The organism is Achromobacter sp. 1011791174, from assembly GCF_059760925.1.
Genome location: NZ_JCBANH010000098.1, coordinates 1 through 24,738, shown reverse-complemented (window position 1 = coordinate 24,738; position 24,738 = coordinate 1). Strand labels below are relative to the sequence as shown.

The 24,738-nt window shown below is 67.2% G+C and carries 22 protein-coding genes; 4 read left to right on the top strand and 18 right to left on the bottom strand.

From position 1 onward, the window contains the following. Positions 1-13 precede the first annotated feature (13 nt). The 15 genes from AC6LJ5_RS25150 to AC6LJ5_RS25080 form a co-directional block, all read right to left on the bottom strand. Entirely contained in the window at positions 14-2,077 is a 2,064-nt protein-coding gene (locus AC6LJ5_RS25150; RefSeq protein WP_498141918.1) for a UvrD-helicase domain-containing protein, read from the bottom strand. 5 nt (positions 2,078-2,082) lie between these two features. Further along, positions 2,083-4,173: a primosomal protein N' gene (locus AC6LJ5_RS25145; protein ID WP_498141920.1), complete on the bottom strand. Its 2,091-nt coding sequence runs from the start codon at positions 4,171-4,173 to the stop codon at positions 2,083-2,085. A gap of 355 nt (positions 4,174-4,528) precedes the next feature. Further along, on the bottom strand, positions 4,529-5,602 hold the full coding sequence (gene hemE / locus AC6LJ5_RS25140; protein ID WP_103272161.1) for a uroporphyrinogen decarboxylase: 1,074 nt from the start codon (positions 5,600-5,602) through the stop codon (positions 4,529-4,531). Positions 5,603-5,748: 146 nt separating this feature from the next. Further along, positions 5,749-6,618 (bottom strand): helix-turn-helix domain-containing protein, encoded by an 870-nt coding sequence (locus AC6LJ5_RS25135; protein ID WP_498141919.1) that lies wholly within the window; start codon positions 6,616-6,618, stop codon positions 5,749-5,751. A gap of 214 nt (positions 6,619-6,832) precedes the next feature. Beyond that, positions 6,833-7,258, bottom strand: a complete 426-nt coding sequence (locus AC6LJ5_RS25130) for a F0F1 ATP synthase subunit epsilon (RefSeq protein ID WP_103272160.1) — start codon at positions 7,256-7,258, stop codon at positions 6,833-6,835. Positions 7,259-7,267: 9 nt separating this feature from the next. Further along, complete coding sequence (atpD, locus tag AC6LJ5_RS25125; RefSeq protein ID WP_103272159.1) at positions 7,268-8,668, bottom strand: F0F1 ATP synthase subunit beta; 1,401 nt, start codon at positions 8,666-8,668, stop codon at positions 7,268-7,270. 43 nt (positions 8,669-8,711) lie between these two features. Continuing rightward, positions 8,712-9,617, bottom strand: a complete 906-nt coding sequence (gene atpG / locus AC6LJ5_RS25120) for a F0F1 ATP synthase subunit gamma (protein WP_103272158.1) — start codon at positions 9,615-9,617, stop codon at positions 8,712-8,714. Positions 9,618-9,715: 98 nt separating this feature from the next. Continuing rightward, complete coding sequence (gene atpA / locus AC6LJ5_RS25115; protein WP_103272157.1) at positions 9,716-11,257, bottom strand: F0F1 ATP synthase subunit alpha; 1,542 nt, start codon at positions 11,255-11,257, stop codon at positions 9,716-9,718. A 29-nt stretch (positions 11,258-11,286) separates the two neighbouring features. Continuing rightward, positions 11,287-11,826, bottom strand: coding sequence for a F0F1 ATP synthase subunit delta (locus AC6LJ5_RS25110; protein ID WP_212315202.1), 540 nt, complete (start codon positions 11,824-11,826; stop codon positions 11,287-11,289). Positions 11,827-11,838: 12 nt separating this feature from the next. Then, a complete protein-coding gene (locus tag AC6LJ5_RS25105; protein ID WP_103272155.1) occupies positions 11,839-12,309 on the bottom strand; it encodes a F0F1 ATP synthase subunit B in 471 nt (156 codons plus the stop codon). A gap of 146 nt (positions 12,310-12,455) precedes the next feature. After that, positions 12,456-12,698 carry a F0F1 ATP synthase subunit C gene (gene atpE, locus AC6LJ5_RS25100; RefSeq protein WP_003815363.1) on the bottom strand — a complete coding sequence of 81 codons (243 nt, stop codon included), beginning with the start codon at positions 12,696-12,698 and terminating at the stop codon, positions 12,456-12,458. 116 nt (positions 12,699-12,814) lie between these two features. Beyond that, positions 12,815-13,696, bottom strand: a complete 882-nt coding sequence (gene atpB, locus AC6LJ5_RS25095) for a F0F1 ATP synthase subunit A (protein ID WP_103272154.1) — start codon at positions 13,694-13,696, stop codon at positions 12,815-12,817. 84 nt (positions 13,697-13,780) lie between these two features. Beyond that, positions 13,781-14,221, bottom strand: a complete 441-nt coding sequence (locus AC6LJ5_RS25090) for an ATP synthase subunit I (RefSeq protein ID WP_103276288.1) — start codon at positions 14,219-14,221, stop codon at positions 13,781-13,783. Between the two features lie 617 nt (positions 14,222-14,838). After that, the gene (locus tag AC6LJ5_RS25085; protein WP_498141917.1) at positions 14,839-16,419 is read right to left on the bottom strand and encodes a DUF1254 domain-containing protein; all 1,581 of its coding nucleotides are present in this window, start codon (positions 16,417-16,419) and stop codon (positions 14,839-14,841) included. Between the two features lie 326 nt (positions 16,420-16,745). Further along, on the bottom strand, positions 16,746-17,522 hold the full coding sequence (locus AC6LJ5_RS25080; RefSeq protein WP_103272152.1) for an enoyl-CoA hydratase: 777 nt from the start codon (positions 17,520-17,522) through the stop codon (positions 16,746-16,748). A 39-nt stretch (positions 17,523-17,561) separates the two neighbouring features. Here AC6LJ5_RS25080 and AC6LJ5_RS25075 point away from each other — a divergent pair, with 39 nt between their 5' ends. Next, a complete protein-coding gene (locus AC6LJ5_RS25075) occupies positions 17,562-19,403 on the top strand; it encodes a M61 family metallopeptidase (protein ID WP_498141916.1) in 1,842 nt (613 codons plus the stop codon). On the opposite strand, the gene AC6LJ5_RS25070 is transcribed toward AC6LJ5_RS25075, so the two are convergent. Continuing rightward, positions 19,400-20,281, bottom strand: a complete 882-nt coding sequence (locus tag AC6LJ5_RS25070; protein ID WP_392410188.1) for a LysR substrate-binding domain-containing protein — start codon at positions 20,279-20,281, stop codon at positions 19,400-19,402. The genes AC6LJ5_RS25075 and AC6LJ5_RS25070 overlap by 4 nt on opposite strands. Before the next feature lie 211 nt (positions 20,282-20,492). Here AC6LJ5_RS25070 and AC6LJ5_RS25065 point away from each other — a divergent pair, with 211 nt between their 5' ends. Further along, complete coding sequence (locus tag AC6LJ5_RS25065) at positions 20,493-21,254, top strand: maleate cis-trans isomerase family protein (RefSeq protein ID WP_498141915.1); 762 nt, start codon at positions 20,493-20,495, stop codon at positions 21,252-21,254. Between the two features lie 25 nt (positions 21,255-21,279). Here the strand turns inward: AC6LJ5_RS25065 and AC6LJ5_RS25060 are convergent, their stop codons facing one another. Then, on the bottom strand, positions 21,280-22,182 hold the full coding sequence (locus tag AC6LJ5_RS25060; RefSeq protein WP_498141914.1) for an NAD(P)/FAD-dependent oxidoreductase: 903 nt from the start codon (positions 22,180-22,182) through the stop codon (positions 21,280-21,282). Between the two features lie 121 nt (positions 22,183-22,303). Between AC6LJ5_RS25060 and folB the strand changes: the two genes are divergently transcribed. Both folB and ttcA read left to right on the top strand, forming a co-directional pair. Next, complete coding sequence (gene folB / locus AC6LJ5_RS25055) at positions 22,304-22,663, top strand: dihydroneopterin aldolase (protein ID WP_103272148.1); 360 nt, start codon at positions 22,304-22,306, stop codon at positions 22,661-22,663. Positions 22,664-22,665: 2 nt separating this feature from the next. After that, positions 22,666-23,661 carry a tRNA 2-thiocytidine(32) synthetase TtcA gene (ttcA, locus tag AC6LJ5_RS25050; RefSeq protein WP_233772683.1) on the top strand — a complete coding sequence of 332 codons (996 nt, stop codon included), beginning with the start codon at positions 22,666-22,668 and terminating at the stop codon, positions 23,659-23,661. A gap of 86 nt (positions 23,662-23,747) precedes the next feature. Here ttcA and AC6LJ5_RS25045 read toward each other — a convergent pair whose 3' ends face one another. Continuing rightward, positions 23,748-24,704, bottom strand: coding sequence for a D-2-hydroxyacid dehydrogenase family protein (locus tag AC6LJ5_RS25045; protein WP_103272147.1), 957 nt, complete (start codon positions 24,702-24,704; stop codon positions 23,748-23,750). Between the last annotated feature and the right edge of the window lie 34 nt (positions 24,705-24,738).

Sequence of the window (24,738 nt, the reverse complement as noted above, 5' to 3'; positions counted from 1 at the left end):
CTTCGGGGGGGGTCTATTTTTTTAGCAAGGCCTTGAGCATGCCCAACCGTTCCTTCGGATTCATCGCCGCGGTGGCCTCGTCTTCCTTGATGGCGGGATCGTCCAGGCCCATTTCCTCGATGAAGCGCGACGGTTCGCGCACCACGTCCTCGCGGGCGCGGCGGCGGCGCTTGCACCAGCTCAGGTTCAGGCTGCGCTGCGCGCGCGTGATGCCCACGTACATCAGCCGGCGCTCTTCCTGGATGCGGGTGGCCAGGTTCTCGGCCGCGCGCGCCGGGTCGCCGACTTCGTCGTCCTTGCCCAGGTGCGGCAGCAGGCCTTCCTCGACGCCGGCCAGGTACACGTGGGGATACTCCAGCCCCTTCGAGGCATGCAGCGTGGACATCTTCACCGCGTCGGGTTCTTCTTCCTCGCCGCGCTCCAGCATGGTCACCAGCGCCACATGCTGCACCAGGTCGAAGAGCGACATATTGTCTTCCTCGGCCTTGCGCTTGAGCCAGCCCGTCAGTTCCAGCACGTTCTGCCAGCGCGTCTGCGCCGGCTTCTCATCGAACAGCTCGAACAGGTGCCGCTCGTACTGGATGGCTTGCAGCAGATCGTCCAGGATCGGGCCGGCCGGTTCTGCCGGCGCATCGCGCTTGCCATCGGCCGCGCCGCGGCCCGCGCGCCACTGCATGCGGCGGATGAATTCGGTGAAGGTGCGCAGCGGTTCGATCTGGCGCGGCGCCAGCAGGCTTTCCAGGCCGGTCTCGGGCACGGCGGCCAGCAGCGACAGCTCGCGGCTGGCGGCGTACTGGCCCAGCGTCTGCAAGGTGGCCTGGCCGATGCCGCGCTTGGGCGTGGTGGCCGCGCGGATGAAGGCCGGATCGTCGTCATCGTTGGCCAGCAGCCGCAAGTAGGCCAGGATGTCGCGCACCTCGGCCTTGTCAAAGAAACTCTGCCCGCCGGCGATGGTGTACGGGATCTTCAGGTTGCGCAGCGCCTGTTCCAGGATGCGCGACTGGTGGTTGCTGCGGTAGAGGATGGCGAAGTCCTTCCACTGCGCCTGGCGCTCGAAGCGCGCGGCCGACACTTTCATCGCGATGGACTCGGCCTCCTGCTCCTCGCCGTCCATGGCGGACACGACGATGGGCTCGCCCGTGCCCAGGTCGGACCACAGTTTTTTCTCGAACAGCTTGGGATTGCGCTCGATGACGCTGTTGGCCGCCGCCAGGATGCGCTGCACCGAGCGGTAGTTCTGCTCCAGCTTGATGAGCTTGATGTTGGGATAGTCGGTGGTGAGCTTGGCCAGGTTCTCGATGGTCGCGCCGCGCCAGGCGTAGATGGCCTGGTCGTCGTCGCCCACGGCGGTGAACATGGCGCGCTGGCCGGTCAGCAGCTGCACCAGCCGGTACTGGCACACGTTGGTGTCCTGGTACTCGTCGACCAGCAGGTAGCGCACGCGGTTCTGCCAGCGCGTGCGCACTTCCTCGTTGCCGGCCAGCAACAGCGCGGGAATGCGGATCAGGTCGTCGAAGTCCACCGCCTGATAGGCGGCCAGCGTGGCGGCGTAGCTGCGGTAGACATTGGCCGCCTCCGCTTCGGCGGGCGTCTGCGCCGCCTGCGCCGCGTCGTCCGGCTCCATCAGCGCGTTCTTCCACAGCGAGATGATGCCCTGCACGTGGCGCAGCCGCGCCTTGTCAGTGGTGGCCAGCAGTTCCTGGATGATGCTCATGGCATCGTCCGCGTCCAGGATCGAGAAGGTCGGCTTGAGTCCGGCATTGCGCGCTTCCTCGCGCAGCATCTTCACGCCCAGCGAATGGAAGGTGCTGATGGTCAGGCCCTTGGACAGCTTGCGGTCGACCAGCGTCTTGACGCGCTCGTCCATCTCGCGCGCGGCCTTGTTGGTGAAGGTCAGCGCCACCACGTTGCGGCCCATGTAGCCGCATTCGCGCAGCAGGTAAGCGATCTTCTGCGTGATCACCCGCGTCTTGCCGCTGCCGGCGCCGGCCAGCACCAGGCAGGGGCCGTCCAGGTAAAGCACCGCTTCCTTCTGCGCGGGATTCAGGCCGTGGCCAATGGGTTCGCTTGCGGACATTTTCCTCAGATCTCCAGCGGATCCACTTCCAGCTGCCAGCGCACGCGGGCCTCGTTGGCCAGATAGGGCAGGTAATGCGACCACACCCGCAGGAATTCCTGCAGCGCCGGCCGGCTGGTGCTTTCCACCAGCAGTTGCGCGCGCTCCACGTTCGCCACGCGCACCACGCGCAGCGGCACCGGGTCGTACAGCATGATGGCGTCCAGCGGCGGGAAGTCCGCCGCCCACTCGCCTTCCGGCATGGCGCGCGCCTGCTGCAGGAAGGCCTGCGCCGTGGCCAGCTCGCGCGCCTCGGCGGTCAGCAGCGCCTGATAGGCGTAGGGCGGCAGGCCGGTGCTCTCGCGTTCGTCCAAGGCGTGGCGGGCGAAGCCCGCGTAGTCGTGCCGCAGCAGCGCCTGGTACACGGGCTGCTCGGGATAGCCGGTCTGGATCAGCACCTCGCCATTGTTCTGATGGCGGCCGGCGCGGCCAGCCACCTGCATGAGCTGCGCGAACAGGCGTTCGGGCGCGCGGAAATCATGCGCGAACAGCATGGAATCGGCGTTGAGCACGCCCACCAGCCCCAGGCGCGCGAAGTCGTGGCCCTTGGCCACCATCTGCGTGCCCACCAGGATGTCGACCTCGCCCGCGTGCACCGACGCGAACAGCGCTTCGGCGCTGCCTTTCCTGCGCGTGCTGTCGGCGTCGATGCGCAGGATGCGTGCCTCGGGAAACAGCTCGGCCAGATGCTCCTCGATGCGCTGGGTGCCGCGCCCCATCGGCGCCAGGTCCTGGTCGCCGCATTCGGGGCAGGCGCGCGGCACCGTCGCCTGGTAGCCGCAATGGTGGCAATGCAGGCGGTTGCCGCCGTTGCCGCTCCGGTGCAGCACGGTGAAGGCCGTGCAGCGCGGGCAGTTGCTGACCCAGGCGCAGGACTGGCAATGCAGCACCGGCGCGTAGCCGCGGCGGTTCAGGAAGATGAGCGACTGCTCCTTGCGCTCCAGTCGCTGGCCGATGGCGTCCAGCAATTGCGGCGACAGGCCCTGTTTCATCTGCAGGCGGCGCGTGTCCACCAGCTTGATCGCCGGCAGGCTGCTGGCGCGCGCGCGGCCCGGCAGCGCCAGCCGCAGGTAGCGGCCGCGCTCGGCGTGCTGCCAGGTTTCCAGCGAGGGCGTGGCCGAACCCAGCACCACCGGCACATTCAGGTCGTGCGCCCGCCACACCGCCAGATCGCGCGCCGAATAGCGCAGGCCGTCCTGCTGCTTGTAGGACGCGTCGTGTTCTTCATCGACGATGATCAGGCCCAGCTCGGACAGCGGCGCGAATATCGCCATGCGCGTGCCCAGCAGCATGCGCGCCTGGCCGCGCTGGGCGCGCGACCACGCATCCAGCCGCTCGCCGTCGGACAGGCCGCTGTGCATCACGGCCAGGCCGTCCTGACCCAGCTGCGCCTCCAGCCGCGCCCGCAGCGCGCCTTCGAGTTGCGGCGTCAGATTGATTTCCGGGACCATCAGCAGCACCTGACGACCGGCGGCCAGCACGCGCTCGGCGGCGCGCAGGTAGACCTCGGTCTTGCCGCTGCCGGTCACCCCGTACAGCAACACGGGCTTGAAGCCGTTCAGGGCGGCCAGCGTTTCCACCGCCGCCTGCTGCGCATCGTTCAGCGCCGGCGGCTGGTCGGCCTCGGCCGGCGCGCGCGCCTTTTTACGCTTGCGACCGTCCAGCCGCGCCACCGGCCCGCCGGCGGAGCGCTTGCCCTGATAGGCGGACGGCTTGCGCAAGGGCGGCGGCAGGGTCGGCAGCATGACCTCGCCCAGCGGCCGCTGGTAGTACTCGGCGGCGAAGCGCGCCAGGCGCAGCCAGTCTCCGTCGAAGGGCGGCAGGTCGCGCAGCACCTCTTCGATCGGCTTGATCTGCTTGGGGTCGAAAGACGGCTCGGCCGGATTGTCCACCACCACGCCGATCATCTTGCGGCGTCCGAACGGCACGATCACGCGCAGCCCCGCCTCCACCGGCGCATCGCTGCGGTAGTCGAACGGACCGGGCAAGGGCACATCCAGCGCCACCCGCACCCAGCAGACGGCGGCGGGATTCTGGACGGCGTCGGTATCAGGCATGTTCACGGGGACGGATCAATGGAAGACGGTTTTCTGGCCGAAAGGTTGAGCCGTCCGGCGATAGGCCGGATCCCGCCAATTCCCCCAGGGGTCGCCGGGCCGGCTTGCCCCCTGCCTGTGGATAACTTTGGGGAAAAGGCAAGAGCAACATCACACTTTGGAATAAGGCAAGATTGCATCAACTCTTGCAATCCTGCTGAAAACCCTGTTTTTGTCATTATTAACAATGACTTATGCAGGCTTTCGAGATTGTAAACCAGCTTATAAAGGGTTTTCCCCGAGCGCTTTCTTGCTGTGCACAACTGTGCGTCGGGGCCCTCAAGCTTCGGCCCTTGGGCGCGAAGCGTTCACTCACTTATCCCCGCAACGAACGGCTGTGCCGGTGGACTTCATCGACCAATTCGGCTACGGCTTCAGGAGGCGTGAAGCGAGAAATGCCATGCCCCAGATTGAACACATGCCCCCCCTTGCCGACCGGGCCGAACGCGTCCAGCACCCGGCGCGCCTCGGTCCGGATGGCGTCGCCGCCGCCGAACAGCGCCATGGGATCCAGGTTGCCCTGGAACGCAACCGAGTCGCCGGTGCGGCGACGCGCCGCCGCCAGGTCCACGGTCCAGTCCAGGCCGACCGCGTCGCAGCCGCAGGCAGCGATCTGTTCCAGCCACTGCCCGCCGCCCTTGGTGAACACGATGACCGGCACGCGGCGGCCTTCGTTCTCGCGCTTCAGGCCCGCGACCACCTTGCGGGTATACGCCAGCGAAAACTGCTGGAACAGGCCATCGGCCAGCACGCCGCCCCAGCTGTCGAACAGCATGACGGCCTGGGCGCCCGCGTCGATCTGCGCATTCAGGTATTGCAGCGTGGCCTGGGCGTTGATTTCCAGGATGTGATGCAGCAGGTCCGGCCGCGCGTACAGCATCGTCTTGATCAGGCGATAGTCGTCGCTGCCCTGCCCTTCGACCATGTAGCAGGCGATGGTCCAGGGGCTGCCGGCGAAACCGATCAGCGGCACCTTGCCGTCGAGTTCGCGGCGGATGACGCGGACCGCGTCAAAGACATAGCGCAGCTTGTCCATGTCGGGCACGGCCAGGCGGCGCACGTCGTCCTCGGTGCGCACGGGATGCGCGAAGCGCGGCCCTTCGCCAGCGGCGAAGTCCAGTCCCAGGCCCATGGCGTGCGGCACGGTGAGAATGTCGGAGAACAGGATGGCCGCGTCCAGGTCGAACCGCGCCAGCGGCTGCAGGGTGACTTCCGCGGCGTAGTCGGGATTCTGAGCCAGGCCCATGAACGAACCCGCCCGGGCGCGCGTCTCGTTGTACTCGGGCAGGTAGCGGCCCGCCTGGCGCATCAGCCAGATCGGGGTATAGGGCACGGGCTCGCGCAAGAGCGAGCGCAAGAACACATCGTTCTTCAGGGCGGAAGCAGACACGGCTATCCTCTTTGATCGGAAGCCGTGAGTTTACTTCCCCTGGCTGACAGAACGCGGCCCTAGGCCCAAGGCGGGCTTGTTCGGACGCAAGCGGCGAGAATGACCGAGGCCGTGCGCCGGCGCTTGGCGCCCGGTCCGGACAGCGCTCAGTCCGACGGCATGTCCTGGCCGCGCCGGGCCGCCGCGATGCGATAGGGCGCGGCTTCTATGCCGTGCTTGCGCATCAACGCCCAGAATGCGCGGCGGTGCTTGCTGGACGCCCTGGCGGCCTGCGCCACGTTGCCGCCGTGATGGGAGAGTGCGCGCCGCAGGTACTCGCGCTCGAACTCGCCCACCACGCGTGCCTTGGCCCGTGCGAATGGCTCGCCGCCGTCCTGCCAGCGGGGCAGCAACCGCAGGCTCGCCATGGCCTGGTCGAACAAGGCCGACGCCACGCGCGGACGCGTCGCGGCCGGCGGCGAGCCGCCTGCTTCCGGGCCCGGCTCGCGGCCCCGTCCTGGAGCGGGCATCGCGCCCGGGCGATGAGGCGGCAGGCCGACGGGCGCGAGGACCGCCTGGCCCTGCGCCCCATAGCGCAAGGCGGGCTCTTCGAGCGAGGCCGCCGCCAGCCCCCACGCAGCCGACAGCAGCTGATGGCGCAAGCGCACGCGCAACCCTTCCAGGCAGACGGGTTCGGAAATGAAATCGGCCGCGCCCAGCGCCAGCAGGTCCTCGATGGCCGACGCCTTCATACCGTCGACCAGCACCAGGATGGGCGTGGCCAGGGCCGGCCGCGCCTGCTGCAAGGCGATGCGGGTCCAGGCCAGCGTGGCCGGCTCGACCGGCATCAGGCAGGCATCGTAGCGCTTGAGCGTCACGGCCATGGCCGCCAGCGCCTGCGGTTCGGCGGCCTCGCCCGCGCTCGCGAGCAGCAAGGGATGAAAGCGCACACGCGCCACTTGTGGCTGATGCCGCTCGATCCAGCCGCGCATGGCCGCATCGTGGCCAGGCGGCAGCAATACCCCGCAATCCAGCATTTCACGCACCTGCTTCTCCTGTTTCCGCGCGGCGCCGGCATACCGGCGGCGCCGCCAAAACTGAAGGCTAATGTTGCGGATCGCTCAGGGCTATTCGTAGTGAACGCAAGGTGGCGGCAGGCGAGGATGCGCAGGCAAGGCCGCGCAGGCAAGAAAAAAGCGGCCAGAGGCCGCTTCTTTCCGGATCCGGGGCAAGCCCCGATCGCCCGTCCGCTCAGTGCGAGCGGCCGCCTTGGCGCAGCTTGCGCGCGGCCACGGCTTGCGCCGCCAGCATCGCGAGCTCGGCTTCGACCACGGCGATGTCGGCCTTGTCCTTGGCGTTGCGCAGCGCCTCTTCGGCGCGCTGGCGCGCTTCCAGGGCACGGGCCTCGTCCAGGTCGGCGGCACGGATGGCCGTGTCGGCCAGGACCGTGACGCTGCCGGGCTGCACTTCCAGGATGCCGCCGGCGACGAAGATGTTTTCCTCGCCCTGGTCGGCACGAACGATCTTGACCGTCCCGGGGCGTATGCGCGAAATCAGCGGGGTGTGGCCGGGCAGGATGCCCAGCTCACCCGCTTCGCCAGGCAGCACCACGAACTTCGCCTCACCGGAGAAGATCGCTTCCTCTGCGCTGACGACATCCACATGCAGGGTAGCCATATCGGTTCCTTATTGCAGTTTCTTGGCCTTCTCGAAGGCCTCGTCGATCGAACCGACCATGTAGAAAGCCTGCTCGGGCAGCGCGTCGCACTCGCCGTTCACGATCATCTTGAAGCCGCGGATGGTTTCAGCCAGCGGCACGTACTTGCCGGGCGAACCGGTGAACACTTCGGCCACGTGGAACGGCTGCGACAGGAAGCGCTGGATCTTGCGCGCGCGGGCCACGGCCTGCTTGTCTTCCGGCGACAGTTCGTCCATGCCCAGAATCGCGATGATGTCGCGCAGTTCCTTGTAGCGCTGCAGCGTCTGCTGCACGCCACGGGCCACGGCGTAGTGCTCTTCGCCGACGACTTGCGGGTCGAGCTGGCGGCTGGACGAATCCAGCGGATCCACGGCGGGGTAGATGCCCAGCGCGGCGATGTCACGCGACAGCACGACGGTCGAGTCCAAGTGCTGGAAGGTGGTGGCGGGCGACGGGTCGGTCAAGTCGTCAGCGGGCACGTACACGGCCTGGATCGAGGTGATCGAGCCGGTCTTGGTGGACGTGATGCGCTCTTGCAGCTTGCCCATTTCCTCGGCCAGCGTCGGCTGGTAGCCCACGGCGGACGGCATACGGCCCAGCAGAGCGGACACTTCCGTGCCGGCCAGCGTGTAGCGGTAGATGTTGTCCACGAAGAACAGGATGTCGCGGCCTTCGTCGCGGAACTTCTCGGCCATGGTCAGGCCGGTCAGCGCCACGCGCAGACGGTTGCCCGGGGGTTCGTTCATCTGACCGAACACCATGGCGACCTTGTCCAGAACGTTCGACTCTTCCATTTCATGGTAGAAGTCGTTGCCTTCGCGGGTACGCTCGCCCACGCCGGCGAACACCGACAAGCCGCTGTGCTGCTTGGCGATGTTGTTGATCAGTTCCATCATGTTGACGGTCTTGCCCACGCCGGCGCCGCCGAACAGGCCGACCTTGCCGCCCTTGGCGAACGGGCACACCAGGTCAATAACCTTGATGCCGGTTTCCAGCAGCTCGACCGACGGCGACAGCTCGTCGAAACGGGGAGCGTCCTGGTGAATGGCGCGCTTTTCTTCGTGCTTGATTTCACCGGCTTCGTCGATCGGACGGCCCAGCACGTCCATGATGCGGCCCAGGGTGCCGGTGCCGACGGGCACCGAGATCGGGGCGCCGGTGCCGGCGACCTTCATGCCACGGCGCAGGCCGTCGCTGGAGCCCAGGGCGATGGTGCGCACCACGCCGTCGCCCAGCTGCTGCTGAACTTCGAACGTCAGGCCCTTCTCGGCGAACGAGGAACCCTCGTCGGCCAGGGTGAGCGCTTCATAAATCTTGGGCATGTGATCGCGGGGGAACTGAATATCCACCACGGCGCCGATGCACTGAACGATGGTTCCGTTGCTCATGTCGATTCCTTGCTTGATAGCTTTTGAGACGGGAAGCCGCGCCTTAGACGGCGGCGGCGCCCCCTACGATTTCCGAAATTTCTTTGGTGATCGCGGCCTGGCGGGTCTTGTTGTAGACCAGCTGCAGATCGCCGATGACCTTCTTGGCGTTGTCCGATGCCGCCTTCATGGCGACCATCCGGGCCGATTGCTCCGAAGCCATGTTCTCGGCCACGGCTTGGTACAGCAGGCCCTCGACGTAACGCTGCAGCAGGTCGTCGATCACGCTACGGGCGTCCGGCTCGTAGATGTAATCCCAGCTGTAATCCGACTTCACTTCCGAGGTCTTGGACAGGTTTTCCGCGCCGGTCTGGTACGGATCGTCCAAACCGCTGGCCAGGGGCAGCAGGCGCAGGAACATCGGCTCCTGCTTCATCGTGTTGACGAAGCGGGTCGACGCCACGTACAGCGCGTCGATGCGGCCTTCCAGGTAAGCGTCCAGCTGCACCTTGATCGCGCCCAGCAGGCGGTCGAGTTGCGGCTTGTCGCCCAGCTGGACTTCGTTCGAAACCAGCTTGGCGCCGATGCGGGTCAGCACGCCCAGGCCCTTGTTGCCGAAAGCGGTCGCTTGCACGGCGATGCCGTTCTTCTCGAACTCTTTCAGCTTGGACAGCACCACGCGGGTGATGTTGGTGTTCAGGCCGCCGCACAAGCCCTTGTCAGTCGTCACCATGACCACGCCGACGGACTTCACTTCGCGTTCGACCAGGTAGGGGTGGCTGTACTCGGGGTTGGCCTGCATCAGGTGCGCGGCGATCTCGCGCACCTTGGTGGCATACGGACGGCCGGCGCGCATCCGTTCCTGCGCCTTGCGCATCTTGGATGCGGCGACCATTTCCATCGCCTTGGTGATCTTGCGCGTGTTTTGCACGCTCTTGATCTTGGTTCGGATTTCCTTAATTCCGGGCATTGCGCTTTCCTGTGAAGACTGGCCGATGGGTTCCGCTCGCGCCTCATCCATCCGTGAAGGACGGGCGAGGCGCTACGGACGCCTAACCCATCACTTTCTTAAAAAGCACCGTGCTTCTTGAATTCCAGGATGGCGGCGGCCAATTCGCCTTCGTCATCCTTGGACAGTTCCTTGGTGTCTTCGATGCGCTGGATCATGGCCGCGTGCTTGGCCTTGAGCTGATCCTTCAGCGACTTCTCGAACGCCAGCACTTGCGAAACGTCCACGTCGTCCAGGTAGCCGTTGTTGACCGTGTACAGCGTGACGGCCAGTTCCCACACCTGCAGCGGCTGGTACTGCGGCTGCTTGAGCAGTTCCACCACGCGCTTGCCGCGCTCGAGCTGGCGACGGGTGGCGTCGTCCAGGTCGGAGGCGAACTGCGCGAAGGCGGCCAGTTCACGGTACTGGGCCAGGTCGGTACGGATACCGCCGGACAGCTTCTTGACGACCTTGGTCTGGGCGGCGCCGCCGACGCGGGACACCGAGATACCGGCGTTGATGGCCGGACGCACACCGGCGTTGAACAGGTCGGTTTCCAGGAAGATCTGGCCGTCCGTGATCGAGATCACGTTGGTCGGAACGAAGGCCGACACGTCGCCCGCCTGGGTTTCGATGATCGGCAGCGCGGTCAGCGAGCCGGTCTTGCCCTTGACGGCGCCACCGGTGAACTTCTCGACGTACTCTTCGTTGACGCGAGCGGCACGCTCGAGCAGGCGCGAGTGCAGGTAGAACACGTCGCCCGGGTAGGCTTCGCGGCCCGGCGGACGGCGCAGCAGCAGCGAGACCTGGCGATAGGCCCAGGCTTGCTTGGTCAGGTCGTCATAGACGATCAGGGCGTCTTCGCCGCGATCGCGGAAGTATTCGCCCATCGTGCAGCCGGCGTAGGCGGCCAGGTACTGCATGGCGGCCGAGTCGGAGGCCGAGGCGGCCACGACGATGGTGTATTCCAGCGCGCCGTGCTCTTCGAGCTTGCGCACCACGTTGTTGATCGTCGACGCCTTCTGGCCGATGGCGACGTACACGCAGGTGACGCCCTTGCCCTTCTGGCTGATGATGGTGTCGACGGCCACGGCGGTCTTGCCGGTCTGGCGGTCGCCGATGATCAGTTCGCGCTGGCCGCGGCCGATCGGGACCATCGAGTCGATAGCCTTGATGCCGGTCTGCAGCGGTTGCGACACCGAGCGGCGGGCGATAACGCCGGGCGCCACTTTTTCGATGATGTCGGTGGCCTTGGCGTTGACCGGGCCCTTGCCGTCGATCGGCTCGCCCAGCGTGTTGACCACGCGGCCGCGCAGTTCGGGGCCGACCGGCACTTCCAGAATGCGGCCGGTCGTCTTGACCTGGTCGCCTTCGGACACGCCGGTGTAGTCGCCCAGAATCACGGCGCCGACGGAGTCGCGCTCGAGGTTCAGCGCGAGGCCGTAGACGTTGTTGGGGAATTCGAGCATTTCGCCCTGCATCACGTCCGACAGGCCGTGGATGCGGGTAATACCGTCGGTCACGGACACGACGGTGCCCTGAGTACGGACATCAGCCGAAGCGCCCAGGCCCTCGATGCGGCTCTTGAGCAGTTCGCTGATCTCGGAGGGATTGAGTTGCATATAGACTCCTGGAATCCTGTAAGTGCGCCTTAAGCGGCGAGCTGGTCGCGCATGCGGGCCAATTGGGCTTGTACGGAAGTATCGAGCACCTGGTCTCCGACAGCCACGCGCACGCCGCCGATCAACGACTGATCAACGGTGACGCTGGGCTTGAGCTTGAGGCCGAATTTTTGCTCGAGCGCGGCAACCAGTTCTTTGACCTGGGCTTCGCTGAGTTCGAACGCGCTGGTGATTTCCGCCTGCGCCGTGCCGTCGTGACGATTCCGCAGCGCTTCGAATTGCGAAGCGATGACGGGCAGCAGCAGCAGCCGGTCATTCTGGACCAGCAGCTCGATGAAATTGCGGGCGGCCTGCGGCAGCTCGGCCTTGATCAGGCCGGAGAACAGCTCGACGCGCTGCTTGTCGCCCAGACGCGGGTCGGCCATCGCCTCGCGCACGTCGGGGTTGGCGGCGACTTGCGACAGCTGGCCGACCAGGTCGGCCCAGGCCGGCAAGCCGGCCTTGTCGTCACGGGCCGCGGCGAACAGCGCCTCGGCGTACGGCCGGGCAACAGTGGAAAGTTCAGCCATGACGGTCCCGGATTAAAGCTGCGCGCGGAGCTGGTTCAGCAGCTCGGCGTGGGCGCGGGCGTCAACCTCGCGCTTGAGGATCTGTTCAGCACCCTTGACAGCCAGCGCCGCGACGTCGTCGCGCAGCGCATCACGGGCGCGCTGGACTTCCTGCGCGGCATCCTGCGCGGCTTGCGCCACGATACGGGCACGCTCGGACTCCGCTTCGCGGCGGGCCTGGTCGATCAGCGAGGCGGCTTGCTTCTCGGCCTCGACGATACGGGCGTGGTTTTCGGACTTGGCAGAAGCCTCGATCAGGCTGATACGCGCCTGGGCCTGGGCCAGATCGGCCTTGCCCTTATCGGCCGCGGCCAGGCCGTCGGCGATTTTTTGGCGGCGCTCGTCCATCGCCTTCGTCAGAGGAGGCCACACGAATTTCATGGTGAACCAGCCCAGAACGAAGAACACGAGCATCTGGAAAATTATCGTCGCGTTCAGATTCACGGTCGTTCCTTTAACACCATTCGGCTCCGGTCGCGCCTGAAGAGAGGGCAATCACGGAGCGCTCGATACTTTGCTGATCGGCGATGGGCCCTTGGCCGCATCGCCGACAGCGTCATGACCCGCCTGTTTCGCCGGCGGGCAGTGCCTTAGCCGACGAACGGGTTGGCGAAGGCGAACAGCATGGCGATACCCACGCCGATCAGGAACGCCGCGTCGATCAGGCCAGCCAGCAGGAACATCTTGGTTTGCAGAGCGTTCATCAGTTCAGGCTGACGAGCCGAGGCTTCCAGATACTTGCCGCCCATCAGTGCGATGCCGATGCAAGCGCCGATGGCGCCCAGACCGATGATAAGACCGCAAGCGAGGGCAACGAAAGCGACGTTGGTCATGACAACTCCTTGGTTAGAAATCTGAAGTCAAAAATTAAGGAATAAGGGTACTGCTCAATGCAAGATGATCTTGCCATCCCGCGTCGGCCGGTTGGCCGCCGCGGGAAATCCGGGGGTCAGTGGCCTTCGTGAGCCTGGCCGAGGTACACCAGCGTCAGCATCATGAAGATGAAGGCCTGCAGCAGGACGATCAGGATGTGGAAGATCGCCCACACCGAGCCGGCCAGGACCTGGCCGATGCCCAGTCCGATGCTGGTGCCGTTGAAGCCGGTCCAGGCGCCGCCCAGCAGGGCGATCAGCATGAAGACCAGTTCGCCGGCGAACATGTTGCCGAACAACCGCATGCCCAGCGAGACGGACTTGGCGGCGTATTCGATCAGGTTCAGCAGCAGGTTGAAGGGGGCCAGCACCACGGCCGCGATGCCATGGGCATGGAACGGCGCGGTGAACAGTTCCTTGACGAAGCCGCCCGGGTGCTTGATCTTGATGCCGTAATAGAACATCAGCAGCAGCACGCCCAGGGACATGCCCATCGGCACGTTCAGGTCGGCGGTCGGGAGAATGCGGTGATAGTAGAGCGGGTCGCCGTGCTCGGCGCCCAGGCCGGTCCAGCGCCAGATGGAGGGCAGCAGATCGACCGGCAGCAGGTCGAGCGCGTTCATCAGGATGATCCAGAGGAACACGGTCAGGGCCAGCGGGGCCACGAACAGACGGCTCTTGGCGTTGTGGACGATGCCCTTGGCCTGGTCGTCGACCATGTCCACGACCATTTCCACGAAGGCCTGCAGGCGGCCCGGAACGCCGTTGGTGGCGCGGCGCGCGGCGCGCCAGAGGAAGAAAATGACGATCAGGCCGGTCAGGGCCGACCAGAACAGCGAGTCGTAATTGATGACGTCGAACTGAGCAATAGCGCTCTGTTTCTCGCCGGTGTTATTCAGATGCACCAGGTGGTGCTGAATATACGCGGACTGAGGCGACACGTCGCTGGCAGCAGCCATTTGATTCCTACCCTATTTGCTGTATGCCCGGCCCTTGCGGATCGGACGATTCCACGATTTCGTTTGCCGCGGACTTGCCGGCATCTATGACAACTTGCGGAACATCAATAGCAGGAGATATCCCTTCAAGGTGAGGATCAGGCCCAGCAGCGCCGCGGGCCAGACCAGCCAGCCTTGCGCCACACGCGACAGCAGCCACAACAGCAATGCCGTTGCGAACAGCTTGATCAACTCGCCAAAGAGAAAGGTAAAGGGACTGGCCCGTCCGGACCGTACGCTGAAAGCCAGGCGCAATGCGAACAACGCATTGGGTATGAAATACGCTCCTGCCCCCGCCAGCGCCGACCAACCTGCCGCTGCCCCTCCGACAACCCCCGCGATTACTGCTGCTGCGAGCCCCAAGGCGCCCTGCGCCGCCAATGCCAACAGAAGGCCGCGGCTTGCCTGCGCATTCAGTGCCGCACGGTCCGCGTCGCTGAGTACCAGCACCCGATCCGCCTGGCCCTGCTCCGGCGTTCCCCGCATGGCATCCTGCCCTGCATTTTGCCCTGCACCCTGCCCGGCAAATACTTGCTGCGCATGTTGTGCTTCTAGCTGCATGGAACCCCGCTGCATCAGACTTTTCCCGCGTTCAGGCAACACCAGACACCATCCCTTTCAGGATTCATGGGGTATTCCCCCTTTGGTTTCGTCTGGATCGCCGGGCTTTTCAGGCGGTATCCTCTTGCGCCAAATTTTCATCGGCGCCGGGAAACACCCGCTTTTTCGCCCAACTCATTGCCCTACAACTGCTTTTCTGCCCCTGTCAGAACTAGCGGCGAACAACCCTGTGTTCTTATCCCGCAAGCGTCAAACCCGCAGAGTATAGCTTGATTCTTTTTGGGCGAGCAAATGAACTTTCGGCCGGTTGTAAGCTGCCCGAGACAGTCCTTTGCGTCCGCGCCAAGGACAAAAATAGGGACGTGAAAAGCGTCGGGCAGGAGCCTGCCCCTAGGATTCGTCCCAGCCGAAATCGCCCCGCAACGGCGTCCATCCCCGCGCTTCCAGCCCCCATCCGAACCTCGCGCAAGACCCGGCGACCACAAGAAAAAACGCGCGCCGCGTTGAATCGCGGCGCGCGTCCCGCCTGCGCGGTACGTGCTTCAGTCGCGGCGCACCGGCGGCGGCGCCCACAAGCCGTCCAGCGCCAGGTCCTGCGGCCAGTACAGGCGCATGCTCAACAGGAACGGGCCATCGGAGGCCGGCGCGCTCAGCCAGTTCGCGCGCTTGCGCTCGCCGGGGTCGCGGCGCTGGATGTACACGTCCAGCGAACCGTCGGCGTTGTACTTCAGGCCGTCGGTGCTGCGCAGCACGTAGCGGTTGGCGGGATTGGCGGCGAAGCCATGCTGGCTGTTGTAGACGTGCAGCGACCAGAACGCGTTGGCCGGCGGCAGCTGGCCCTTCTCGAAGTGCAGCACGTAGTCCTCGTCCGAATTCAGCGTGCGCCCCTTGGAATCAGCGACCGTGACCGGATACAGCACGTCCTCGGGCGTGGGCGCGCCCAGGCCCGCATAGGCGATGGAAGCGCGGCGCGTGTAGTCGGTGCCGTAAGTGCCGATGCCCGACAACACGGTGTTCCAGCCGTTCAGCGGCGTGCCCAGCCGCGTCACGCCGTCGGCGATGCGGCGGCCCGCCAGCGGCTGCGCGTCCGCCAGCGCCTGCTGCACTTGCGGACTCAGGCGGCCGAAGTTGAAGGGGCGCCGGTCGTCCAGGCCGATGCGGCGCATGCGGTCGAGCATGGGACCGTCGTTGGCGTGCGGCGGGTTATTGCGCAGCGTGTCGAAGAACAGCGCGAAGAACGAGGCCGCATCCAGCGCGGCCGCCTGCTCGGACGGCGTGCCCGGCGGCAGCTGCATGGGCGCCGGCATGGGCAAGCCGCTGCCGATGGGCGCCGTGCCGACGCCCGCGCCGGTCTGCGGATACGGATCATGCCCGCCTCGCGGCGTCGCGCCGCGAGCCCGCGTGGACGGCGGCGCGGCCGCCGAGATCAAGGGGCTGGCCGACATGGACGACTGGATCTGATTGACGGCCGCATAGTCCTGCGGACCGCCGGCCTGCGTCCAGCCGATCAGCCAGCCGGTCGCGGTGGGGCTGCGCACCAGGTCCACGCCGGGCGGCAACGTGCCTTGCCAATCGGGCCCGACGATGGCGAAGGACTGCGCGCCGTTGCCATTGGTGCGCGTGCCGCGCGAGGCGAACACATCGCTCCACATGTCCAGCGCCGACAGCAGCGTGTAGCGGCCGCCGGCATCGGGCAGGCGCACGATCAGCGGCGCGCGCGAGACGTCGAACCACAGGCTCGAATGCAGCGCGTCGGCGCTGGGCCAGGGCGTGCCGGTGGCGGCGGGATCGGGGAATGCGGTCTTGTGGCCGAACTGGTTCATCGGCGCCTTGCCGTCGGCCGGCGACTGCACGGCGGTGGCCTGGCGGCGCGCCAGTTCCATCAGCACCATGGGATAGGCATAGACGTAGGCGTCGATGGCGGTATCGCGCAGCTCCTGCTCGCTCATCCTGGGCGCGGGCGCGGCGGCGGCCGGATACGGGGTTTCGGACACCAGTCTCAGTGTGGAGCGCGGGGCCTGATTCTGGGCCGGGGTCTGGGCCTGGGCGGCCGCGAAGCAGGCGCTCAGGGCGCTGGCCAGAACGACGGCGGTCCAGCGGCGATTGACAGTGGGGTTACGCATGCAAGGCTCCTTGTTGGTTTTGTTTCGCAAGCGAGCCGCCGCGCAGGGCTTGCCAGTACGGGCAAGCGCCTGTGGCGCGGCACCTCCTGGTATGACGCCTTTCCAGGATAGGGCCGATACCTGCAACAAGGTGCTGCCCAGAAGTTTCAAGGCGCAACGCTGGCGGGAGCCTTCTGGGACGTCTGCCCGGGCCGGGCACGCGCGCCTTGGCGGCGCGCCGCGCGGCTTCCTTGCCCAGGGCAGCGGCGCAAAAAAAACGCGCCCGGCAAGGGGCGCGCCTGGACTCGCGGCTTCCCCCCGGCAGACCGAAGGGAAGGTAACAAGCCTTAACGGTGTTTGAAGTCCGGTTTGCGCTTCTCGACGAAGGCGGCCATGCCTTCCTTCTGGTCCTCGGTGGCGAACAGCGAATGGAACACGCGGCGCTCGAACAGCAGACCTTCGTTGAGCGAGCCCTCGAAGGCGCGGTTGACGCATTCCTTGGCCATCATGACCGAGGGCAACGACATGGAGGCGATCACGGTGGCGGCGTCCAGCGCCTCTTCCATGAGCTTGTCGGCCGGCACCACGCGCGACACCAGGCCGGCGCGCTCGGCTTCGTCGGCGCCCATCATGCGGGCGGTCAGGGCCAGGTCCATGGCCTTGGCCTTGCCCACCGCGCGCGGCAGGCGCTGGGTGCCGCCGGCGCCGGGGATCACGCCCAGCTTGATCTCGGGCTGGCCGAACTTGGCGGTGTCGGCGGCGATGATGATGTCGCACATCATCGCCAGCTCGCAGCCGCCGCCCAGCGCGTAGCCGGCGACCGCGGCGATCACCGGCTTCCTGATGCGCTTGAGCGTTTCCCAGTTGCGCGTGATGTATTCGCTGCTGTAGACGTCCATGTACGTCCAGCTCTTCATGGCGCCGATGTCGGCGCCCGCGGCGAAGGCCTTTTCACTGCCGGTGATGACGACGGCGCCGATGTCCGGGTCCGCCTCGAAGGCCAGCAGGGCCGCGCCGAGTTCGTCCATCAGTTGATCGTTCAGCGCGTTCAGCGCCTTGGGGCGGTTCAGCGTCAGCAGGCCCACGCGGCCCCGGGTTTCGACCAGTACGAACGACTCGCTCATTGCATGTCTCCAGATAGGGTATGAAAGTAAGATATGAGCATGAAAACAAAGACCCCCCACGCCACGCGCGCCCGGCGCGTGTCCGCCGCCCCTCGTGGGAGCAACGCGGCGGTCCCGCAATCCCCCGTACTTTACCGCCTCTGGCCGCAGGACCCGGCCGGGCATCGCTACCGGATAACCCTGACGGTGGCCGAACCGGCCGCCGACGGTCAGCGCCTGTCGCTGCCGGCCTGGATCCCGGGCAGCTACCTGATCCGCGACTTCTCGCGCCAGATCGAATCGCTGACGGCCTATTCCGGCGCGCGGCGGGTGGCGGTGAACAAGCTCGACAACCACACCTGGCAGGCCGCGCCCTGCGACGGCCCGCTGCGCGTCGAATATGAGGTCTATGCCTGGGACCTGTCGGTGCGCGGCGCGCACCTGGACGAAACCCACGGTTTCTTCAACGGCACCAGCGTGTTCCTGCGCGTGCACGGCCAGGAACAGCTGCCCTGCCTGGTCGACCTGGCGCCGCCGCGCGGCATCGAGGGCTGGACGGTGCACACCAGCCTGCCGGAAGCGCGCGGCCTGCCTGGCGCGGCCCGCCGCCACGGCTTCGGGCTGTACCGAGCGCCCGACTACGACGCGCTGATCGACCACCCGGTCGAGATGGGCACGCCGCAGGTCGTCAGCTTCACCGCCCACGGCGCCGAACATGAACTGGTCTTCACCGGCGTGGCGCCCAAGCTGGATCTGGCGCGCATCGCCGACGACGTGCGCCGCATCTGCGAAACCCAGATCGCCTTCTTCGAGCCGCGCACCCGCCACGCGCCCTTCCTGGACAGCGCCGGCCGCTACGTGTTCATGACCATGGTCACGAACGACGGCTACGGCGGCCTGGAGCATCGCGCCAGCACCGCGCTGATGACCGCGCGCAAGGACCTGCCGGTGCTGGGCCAGCAGGGCCAGGGCGAAGGCTATCGCGGCTTCCTGGGCCTGGTCAGCCATGAATACTTCCACACCTGGAACGTCAAGCGCATCAAGCCCGCCGCCTTCGCGCCCTACGACCTGTCGCAGCCCGACCTGACCCGCCTGCTGTGGATATTCGAGGGCTTCACGTCCTATTACGACGACCTGCTGCTGCTGCGCTCCGGCGCCATCACGCAGGCCGACTACCTGCGCCTGCTGGCCAAGACCATCACCGGCGTGGCGCGCACGCCCGGCCGCCTGAAGCAGTCGGTGGCCGAAAGCTCGTTCGACGCCTGGACCCGCTACTACAAGCAGGACGAGAACTCGCCCAACGCCCTGGTCAGCTACTACACCAAGGGTTCGCTGGTGGCGCTGGGACTGGACCTGCTGATCCGCCAGGAAACCGCCGGCGCGCGCTCGCTCGACGATGTCATGCGCCTGCTGTGGCAGCGCCACGGCCGCGACTTCTACCAGGGCCGGCCTCAAGGCCTGGCGGAAGACGGCCTGCCCGCGCTGATCCGCGAGGCCACCGGCGTGGACGCGCGCCGGTTCATCGCGCGCTACGCCTACGGCACCGCTGACGTGCCGCTGGCCGAATTGCTGGAACCGCAAGGCATCAGGCTGCAATGGAAGACCGCCGCCAACATCCCCACGCTGGAAGTGCGCACGCGCAAGCAGGGCGACACGCTGGCGCTGGCCACGGTGCTGGAAGGCGGCGCCGGCCACAAGGGCGGGCTGTCGGCCGGTGATGTGCTGGTGGCCATCGACGGCCTGCGCGTGGACGCGCCGGCCGGGCTGGAACTGCTGCTGGCGCAATACCGCCCCGGCGACCGCGTCACGATCCACGTGTTCCGCCGCGACGAGCTGCGCGCCTTCCGCGTCCGGCTGGGCGCGCCGCAGGCGCTGGACTGCGTGCTCAGCGAGTCCCGCTAGCGCGGGCCGCCCTGCGCGGCGGCCTGCAGGAAACTGTCCAGCGCGCGGCGGCGTCCCTGCCGCCGCGTGACCGCGTACACCATGGCCTGCGACAGCGCGGCGGGCAGCGCGCACACCGCGATGCGGCCTTCCATCTGGCGACAGGCGGATTCCGGCGCCAGCGCCACGCCCAGCCCCGCCGCCACCAGCGCCAGCTGGGCCGGCACTTCCGCCACGCTCTGCGCCACGTCCGGCACGAAGCCTTCGCGGGCGCAGGCCTCGGCCAGCCAGCGCGCATAGGCCGAGGTGTCCTGGCGCAGCACCACGAAAGGTTCCCGCGCCAGGTCGGCCAGCGCCAGCCGCTTGCGGCCCGCCAGGCGATGCCCGGCCGGCAGCGCCACCGCCACCGGATCCGGCCACAAAGGCTGCGATTGCAGCTCCTCGTCGTCGACCCGCGTGCGCGAGATGCTGAGGTCGATGCGATGCCCGCGCAGCGCCTCGATCTGCGCAGCCGGGCTCATCTCGTTCAGCAGCACCGACACCTGCGGGTGCGTGCGCCGGTAGCGCGCGATCAGCGCCGGCGCCGGCCCCATGAAGTGCGATCCCGACAAACCGATCTCGATGCGGCCGGCCAGGCCCTGGTCCACCGCCTGCGCGCGCACGGTCGCGTCCTTGAGCCGCCCCAGCGTGACGCGCACGTCGTTCAGGAAGGCCTCGCCGGCCTCGGTCAGCGCAACGCGGCGATTGTTGCGGTCGAACAGCTTCACGCCCAGCTCGCGCTCCAGCTGCGCGATCTGCAGGCTGAGCGGCGGCTGGGAGATGTGCAGGCGCGCCGCCGCGCGGGTGAAGTTCAGTTCTTCGGCCAGCACGGCGAAGTAGCGCAGTTGGCGGAGTTCCATGACGGGGAGCGTAGGCCGGGCGACGGCGAATGATTTGCCAAAGCTATGAAACCAGACAAAAACTATATTGGAAAGTATCAATTCCGGCGAGCAGAATAAACCCGACCCTGACGCGCCGGCCCCTTGCGGCCCGGGCGACCCGCCGATCCTGACACCTCGCGGACATACGCCAGCAGCGCGCAGCCATTCCAAGCATTTCCGGAGACCTTCCATGTCCGCCTCCCCGCGCCACATCCGCATCGGCCAGATCGTGCCCAGCTCCAACACCACGATGGAAACCGAGATCCCCGCCATGCTGCGCCGTCGCGAGGCCTTCGCGCCCGAGCGCTACACCTTCCATTCCAGCCGCATGCGCATGAAGCAGGTGACGGCGGCCGAGCTGGCGTCCATGGACCGCGAGTCCGACCGCTGCGCGCAGGAACTGTCCGACGCGCGCGTCGACGTGCTGGGCTATGCCTGCCTGGTGGCCATCATGAGCCAGGGCCTGGGCTATCACCGCGTGTCGCAGGAACGCCTGCACCAGGCCACGGTCGCCAACGGCGGCGCGGCGCCGGTGATTTCCAGCGCGGGCGCGCTGGTCGAGGGCCTGCACGCCATCGGCGCGCGCAAGGTCGCCATCCTCACGCCCTACATGAAGCCGCTGACCAAGCTGGTGGTGGACTACATCGAGCATGAAGGCATCGAGGTCCACGACAGCCTGTCGCTGGAAATCCCCGATAACCTGAAGGTCGGCGCGCAGGATCCGCTGGCGCCGGCCGAGCATGTGAAGCGGCTGGACACGCGCGGCGTGGACGCGGTGGTGCTGTCGGCCTGCGTGCAGATGCCCTCGCTGGCCTCGATCCAGCCCACGCAGGACCGCCTCGGCCTGCCGGTGGTGACGGCGGCCGCCGCCACGGTCTACCGAATGCTGCAGGAACTGGGCCTGGACACGCGCGTGCCGGACGCCGGCGCACTGCTGTCGGGCAAGTATTGAGGCCAGGCGTCGGCGGCCAGCCCGCTCATTCCCCGGCGCGCTCCCAGCGCCGCTGGATGGCCTTGGCCGCCACCACGCCATCGGCCATGGACGTCACCACGCAGGGATGCATGCGGTGCGCCACCTCGCCGATGGCGTAGATGTCGGGCACGCTGGTCTCGGCCGTGGCGAAGTCGGTGCGGATGTAGCCGCGCTCGTCGCGGGCCAGGCGCAGGTCGTCGGCGAAACCCGCCTGCGGCTCCCAGCCGTAGAACACCAGGATCAGGTCGTACTGGCGGCCGTCCACGCTGCGCGCGGCGGGATCGACCTGGTAGGGGCCGATGCGCACGCCCTCGCGGCCGGCGCGCTGCACCCATTGCTGCTGCGCGCGCACGCTGCGGGCATATAGATGCACGGCGCGCGCGCCGCGGTTGCGCACGTAGACATAGTTCTCGAAGGCGTTGTCGCCGCCGCCCAGCACCGCCACCGACAGGCCGGAATAATCCTGCGCCACGATGGGCGAGCCGGGGCCGATCAGCACGCCAGGCCAGGACTCGCCCGGCGGATGGTCGGGCAGGCCCTTGGCGCGCACGCCCGAGGCGATCACCAGGGTGCGGCCGCGCACGCGCGTGGTTTCGCCCCCGGGGCCGGCCAGCGTGGCCTCGATGCCGCCCTTGCAGGGGCGCACGTCCGTGGTCCGGGTCGACAGGCGCAGCGGCACGCCGGCGGCGCGCACGCTGGCGTCGATGTTGGCGGCGACCTGCTGGCCTGTCACGCCCGGCAACACCGCGATCCAGTCGTCGGCGAAGGGATTGTCGTTGCCCAGCCCGCCCAGCCGCTCGCTGGCCTCGACCAGCAGCGGCGACAGGCCCAGCCGGGCCAGCCACAGCGCGCAGGAGGCGCCCGCCGGCCCGCCGCCTACAATGACGGAATCGTAAACTTGTTGCATTGCGTCCCTTGATCGCCCGCGCCGCATCCTGACAGCGCCGGGCCATGCATGGATTGTAGCCAGCGCGGCGGCCCCGCCCGCGCCGCCGCTACAATTCCCGCATCCCTTCCTGGTTTTCATCATGCCCACACGCCGCATCATCCTCACCGGGCTCGCCCTCGACGCCCGCATCGGCATCCTCGAGCACGAGCGCCGCGCCACCCAGCCCCTGCATGTCGACGCCGAGTTCGACGTGGACATCGCCCGCTCGGTCGACGACCACGACATCCACAGCGTGCTGGACTATCGCCGCCTGCGCGAGGCCATCGTCGAGGAATGCACGCAGGCGCATGTGAACCTGATCGAAACGCTGGTGGAACAGGTCGCCGCGCGCCTGCTGGCCGACTTCCAGGAAGTGCGCTCGCTGCGCCTGCGCATCAGCAAGCCCATGGCGTTCTCGGACTGTGCCGCCGTGGGCGTGGAAACCCAGATCTCGCGTTGAACATGAATTCCATCGCCCCCCCCGAGCCGCTGGCCGCCCCCGCCGAAGCAGACCAGCCCGCGGTGTCCCGTCGCCACGACAAGGCCCGCCTGGAAGGCAACAAGCTCTCCAAGCGCCTGGCGCGCGAGACCACCCGCGCCCTCTCCGACTACAACATGATCGAGGCCGGCGACAAGGTCATGGTCTGCCTGTCGGGCGGCAAGGACTCCTACGCGCTGCTCGACATCCTGCTGCAGCTGAAGAAGCGCGCGCCCTTTCCCTTCGAGGTGATCGCGGTCAACCTGGACCAGAAGCAGCCAGGCTTTCCCGCCGACATCCTGCCGCGCTACCTGACCGAGCTGGGCGTGCCCTTCCACATCGAGACACAGGACACCTATTCCATCGTCACGCGCGTGCTGGAAGAGGGCAAGACCATGTGCTCGCTCTGTTCGCGGCTGCGCCGTGGCATCCTGTACCGCGTGGCCAGCGAACTGGGCGCGACCAAGATCGCGCTGGGCCACCATCGCGACGACATCCTGGGCACCTTCTTCCTGAACCTGTTCTACGGCGGCAAGACCAAGGGCATGCCGCCCAAGCTGGTCTCGGACGACGGCCGCCACACGGTGATCCGGCCGCTGGCCTACGTGCCCGAAAGCGACCTGATCGCCTATGCCGAGCTCAAGCAGTTCCCCATCATCCCGTGCAACCTGTGCGGCTCGCAGGAGAACCTGAAGCGCAAGGAAGTGGGCCGGATGATCCAGGAATGGGACCGCAAGCATCCGGGCCGCTCGTGGAACGTGTTCAACGCGCTGTCGCGCGTGGTGCCCTCGCACCTGATGGACCGCGATCTGTTCGACTTCGCGGGGCTCAAGCCCACGGGCGTGCCCGATGCCAATGGCGATACCGCGTTCGACACGGTGGATCCGGAGGACGAGGCCGACACGTCTTGCGGCGATACGCCGCAAGCCGCGGAACCCGGCGCCATTGCCGAACAGAAGATCGTCTTTTCCCGCAGCTGATGCGGCGACGGACATGAAACAGGGGCTGCGCATGCAGCCCCTTTTGCCTTGCCGCGCCACGCAATGGCGCGCGGCGCCCTGCCTTGTCAGGCGTTCAGCACGCGCACCGGCGCGCCCGCCCGCCAGGCCCGCACCGCTTCCAGCGCGTTGCGATAGAAAGCCTCGAAGTTCTCGCGGCTGACGTAGCCCAGGTGCGGCGTCAGGATGACGTTGTCCAGGTCACGCACCGGATCGGTCGGCGACAGGGGTTCGTCGGGATACACGTCCAGCCCCGCGCCAGCCAGGCGGAACTTCACCAGCGCGTCCATCAGCGCGGCCTGGTCCACCAGGCCGGCGCGCGAGGTGTTGACCAGGTAGGCCGTAGGCTTCATGGCGGCCAGCGCGGCCGCGTCGACCACGTTGCGCGTGCGGTCCGACAGCACCAGATGCAGGCTGACCACATCGGACGTGGCGAACAGTTCATGCTTGTCGACCCGCGTCACGCCGGCCTCGCGGGCGCGCTCATCGTTCAGGTTGGGGCTCCAGGCCACCACGTCCATGCCGAAGGCCAGCCCGACCCGGGCCACGGCGGCGCCCAGCTTGCCCAGGCCGACCACGCCCAGGCGCCTGCCGGCCAGCGGCTCGGGCATGGCGGTCTGCCACATGCCACGGCGCATGGCCGCGTCCTCGGCGGGCAGATGCTTGAACAGGCCCAGGATGTGCGCCCAGGCCAGCTCGGCCGTGGCGGTGGCCGCCAGCGCGTCTCCCGGCGCGCCGCAGACGGTGACGCCGCGCGCCTTGCAGGCCGCCATGTCGATGGCGTTGTTGCGCATGCCGGTGGTGATCAGCAACCGCAGCCTGGGCAGGGCCTGGATGCGGGCCGCTGGAAACGGCGTGCGCTCGCGCATGGCGACGATCACGTCGAAATCGGCCAGTTCGGCCTCGGCCTGAGCGTCGGGAATGTGGCTGTTGAAGATGCGGACTTCAGAGTCCCCGCCCAGCGAGGTCCAGTCCGCATAGCGCCGCGCCACGTCGTGATAATCGTCGAGGATTGCGATTTTCAAGCTCGTCTCCGGGAGGGCTGGCCCGCGCCAGCCC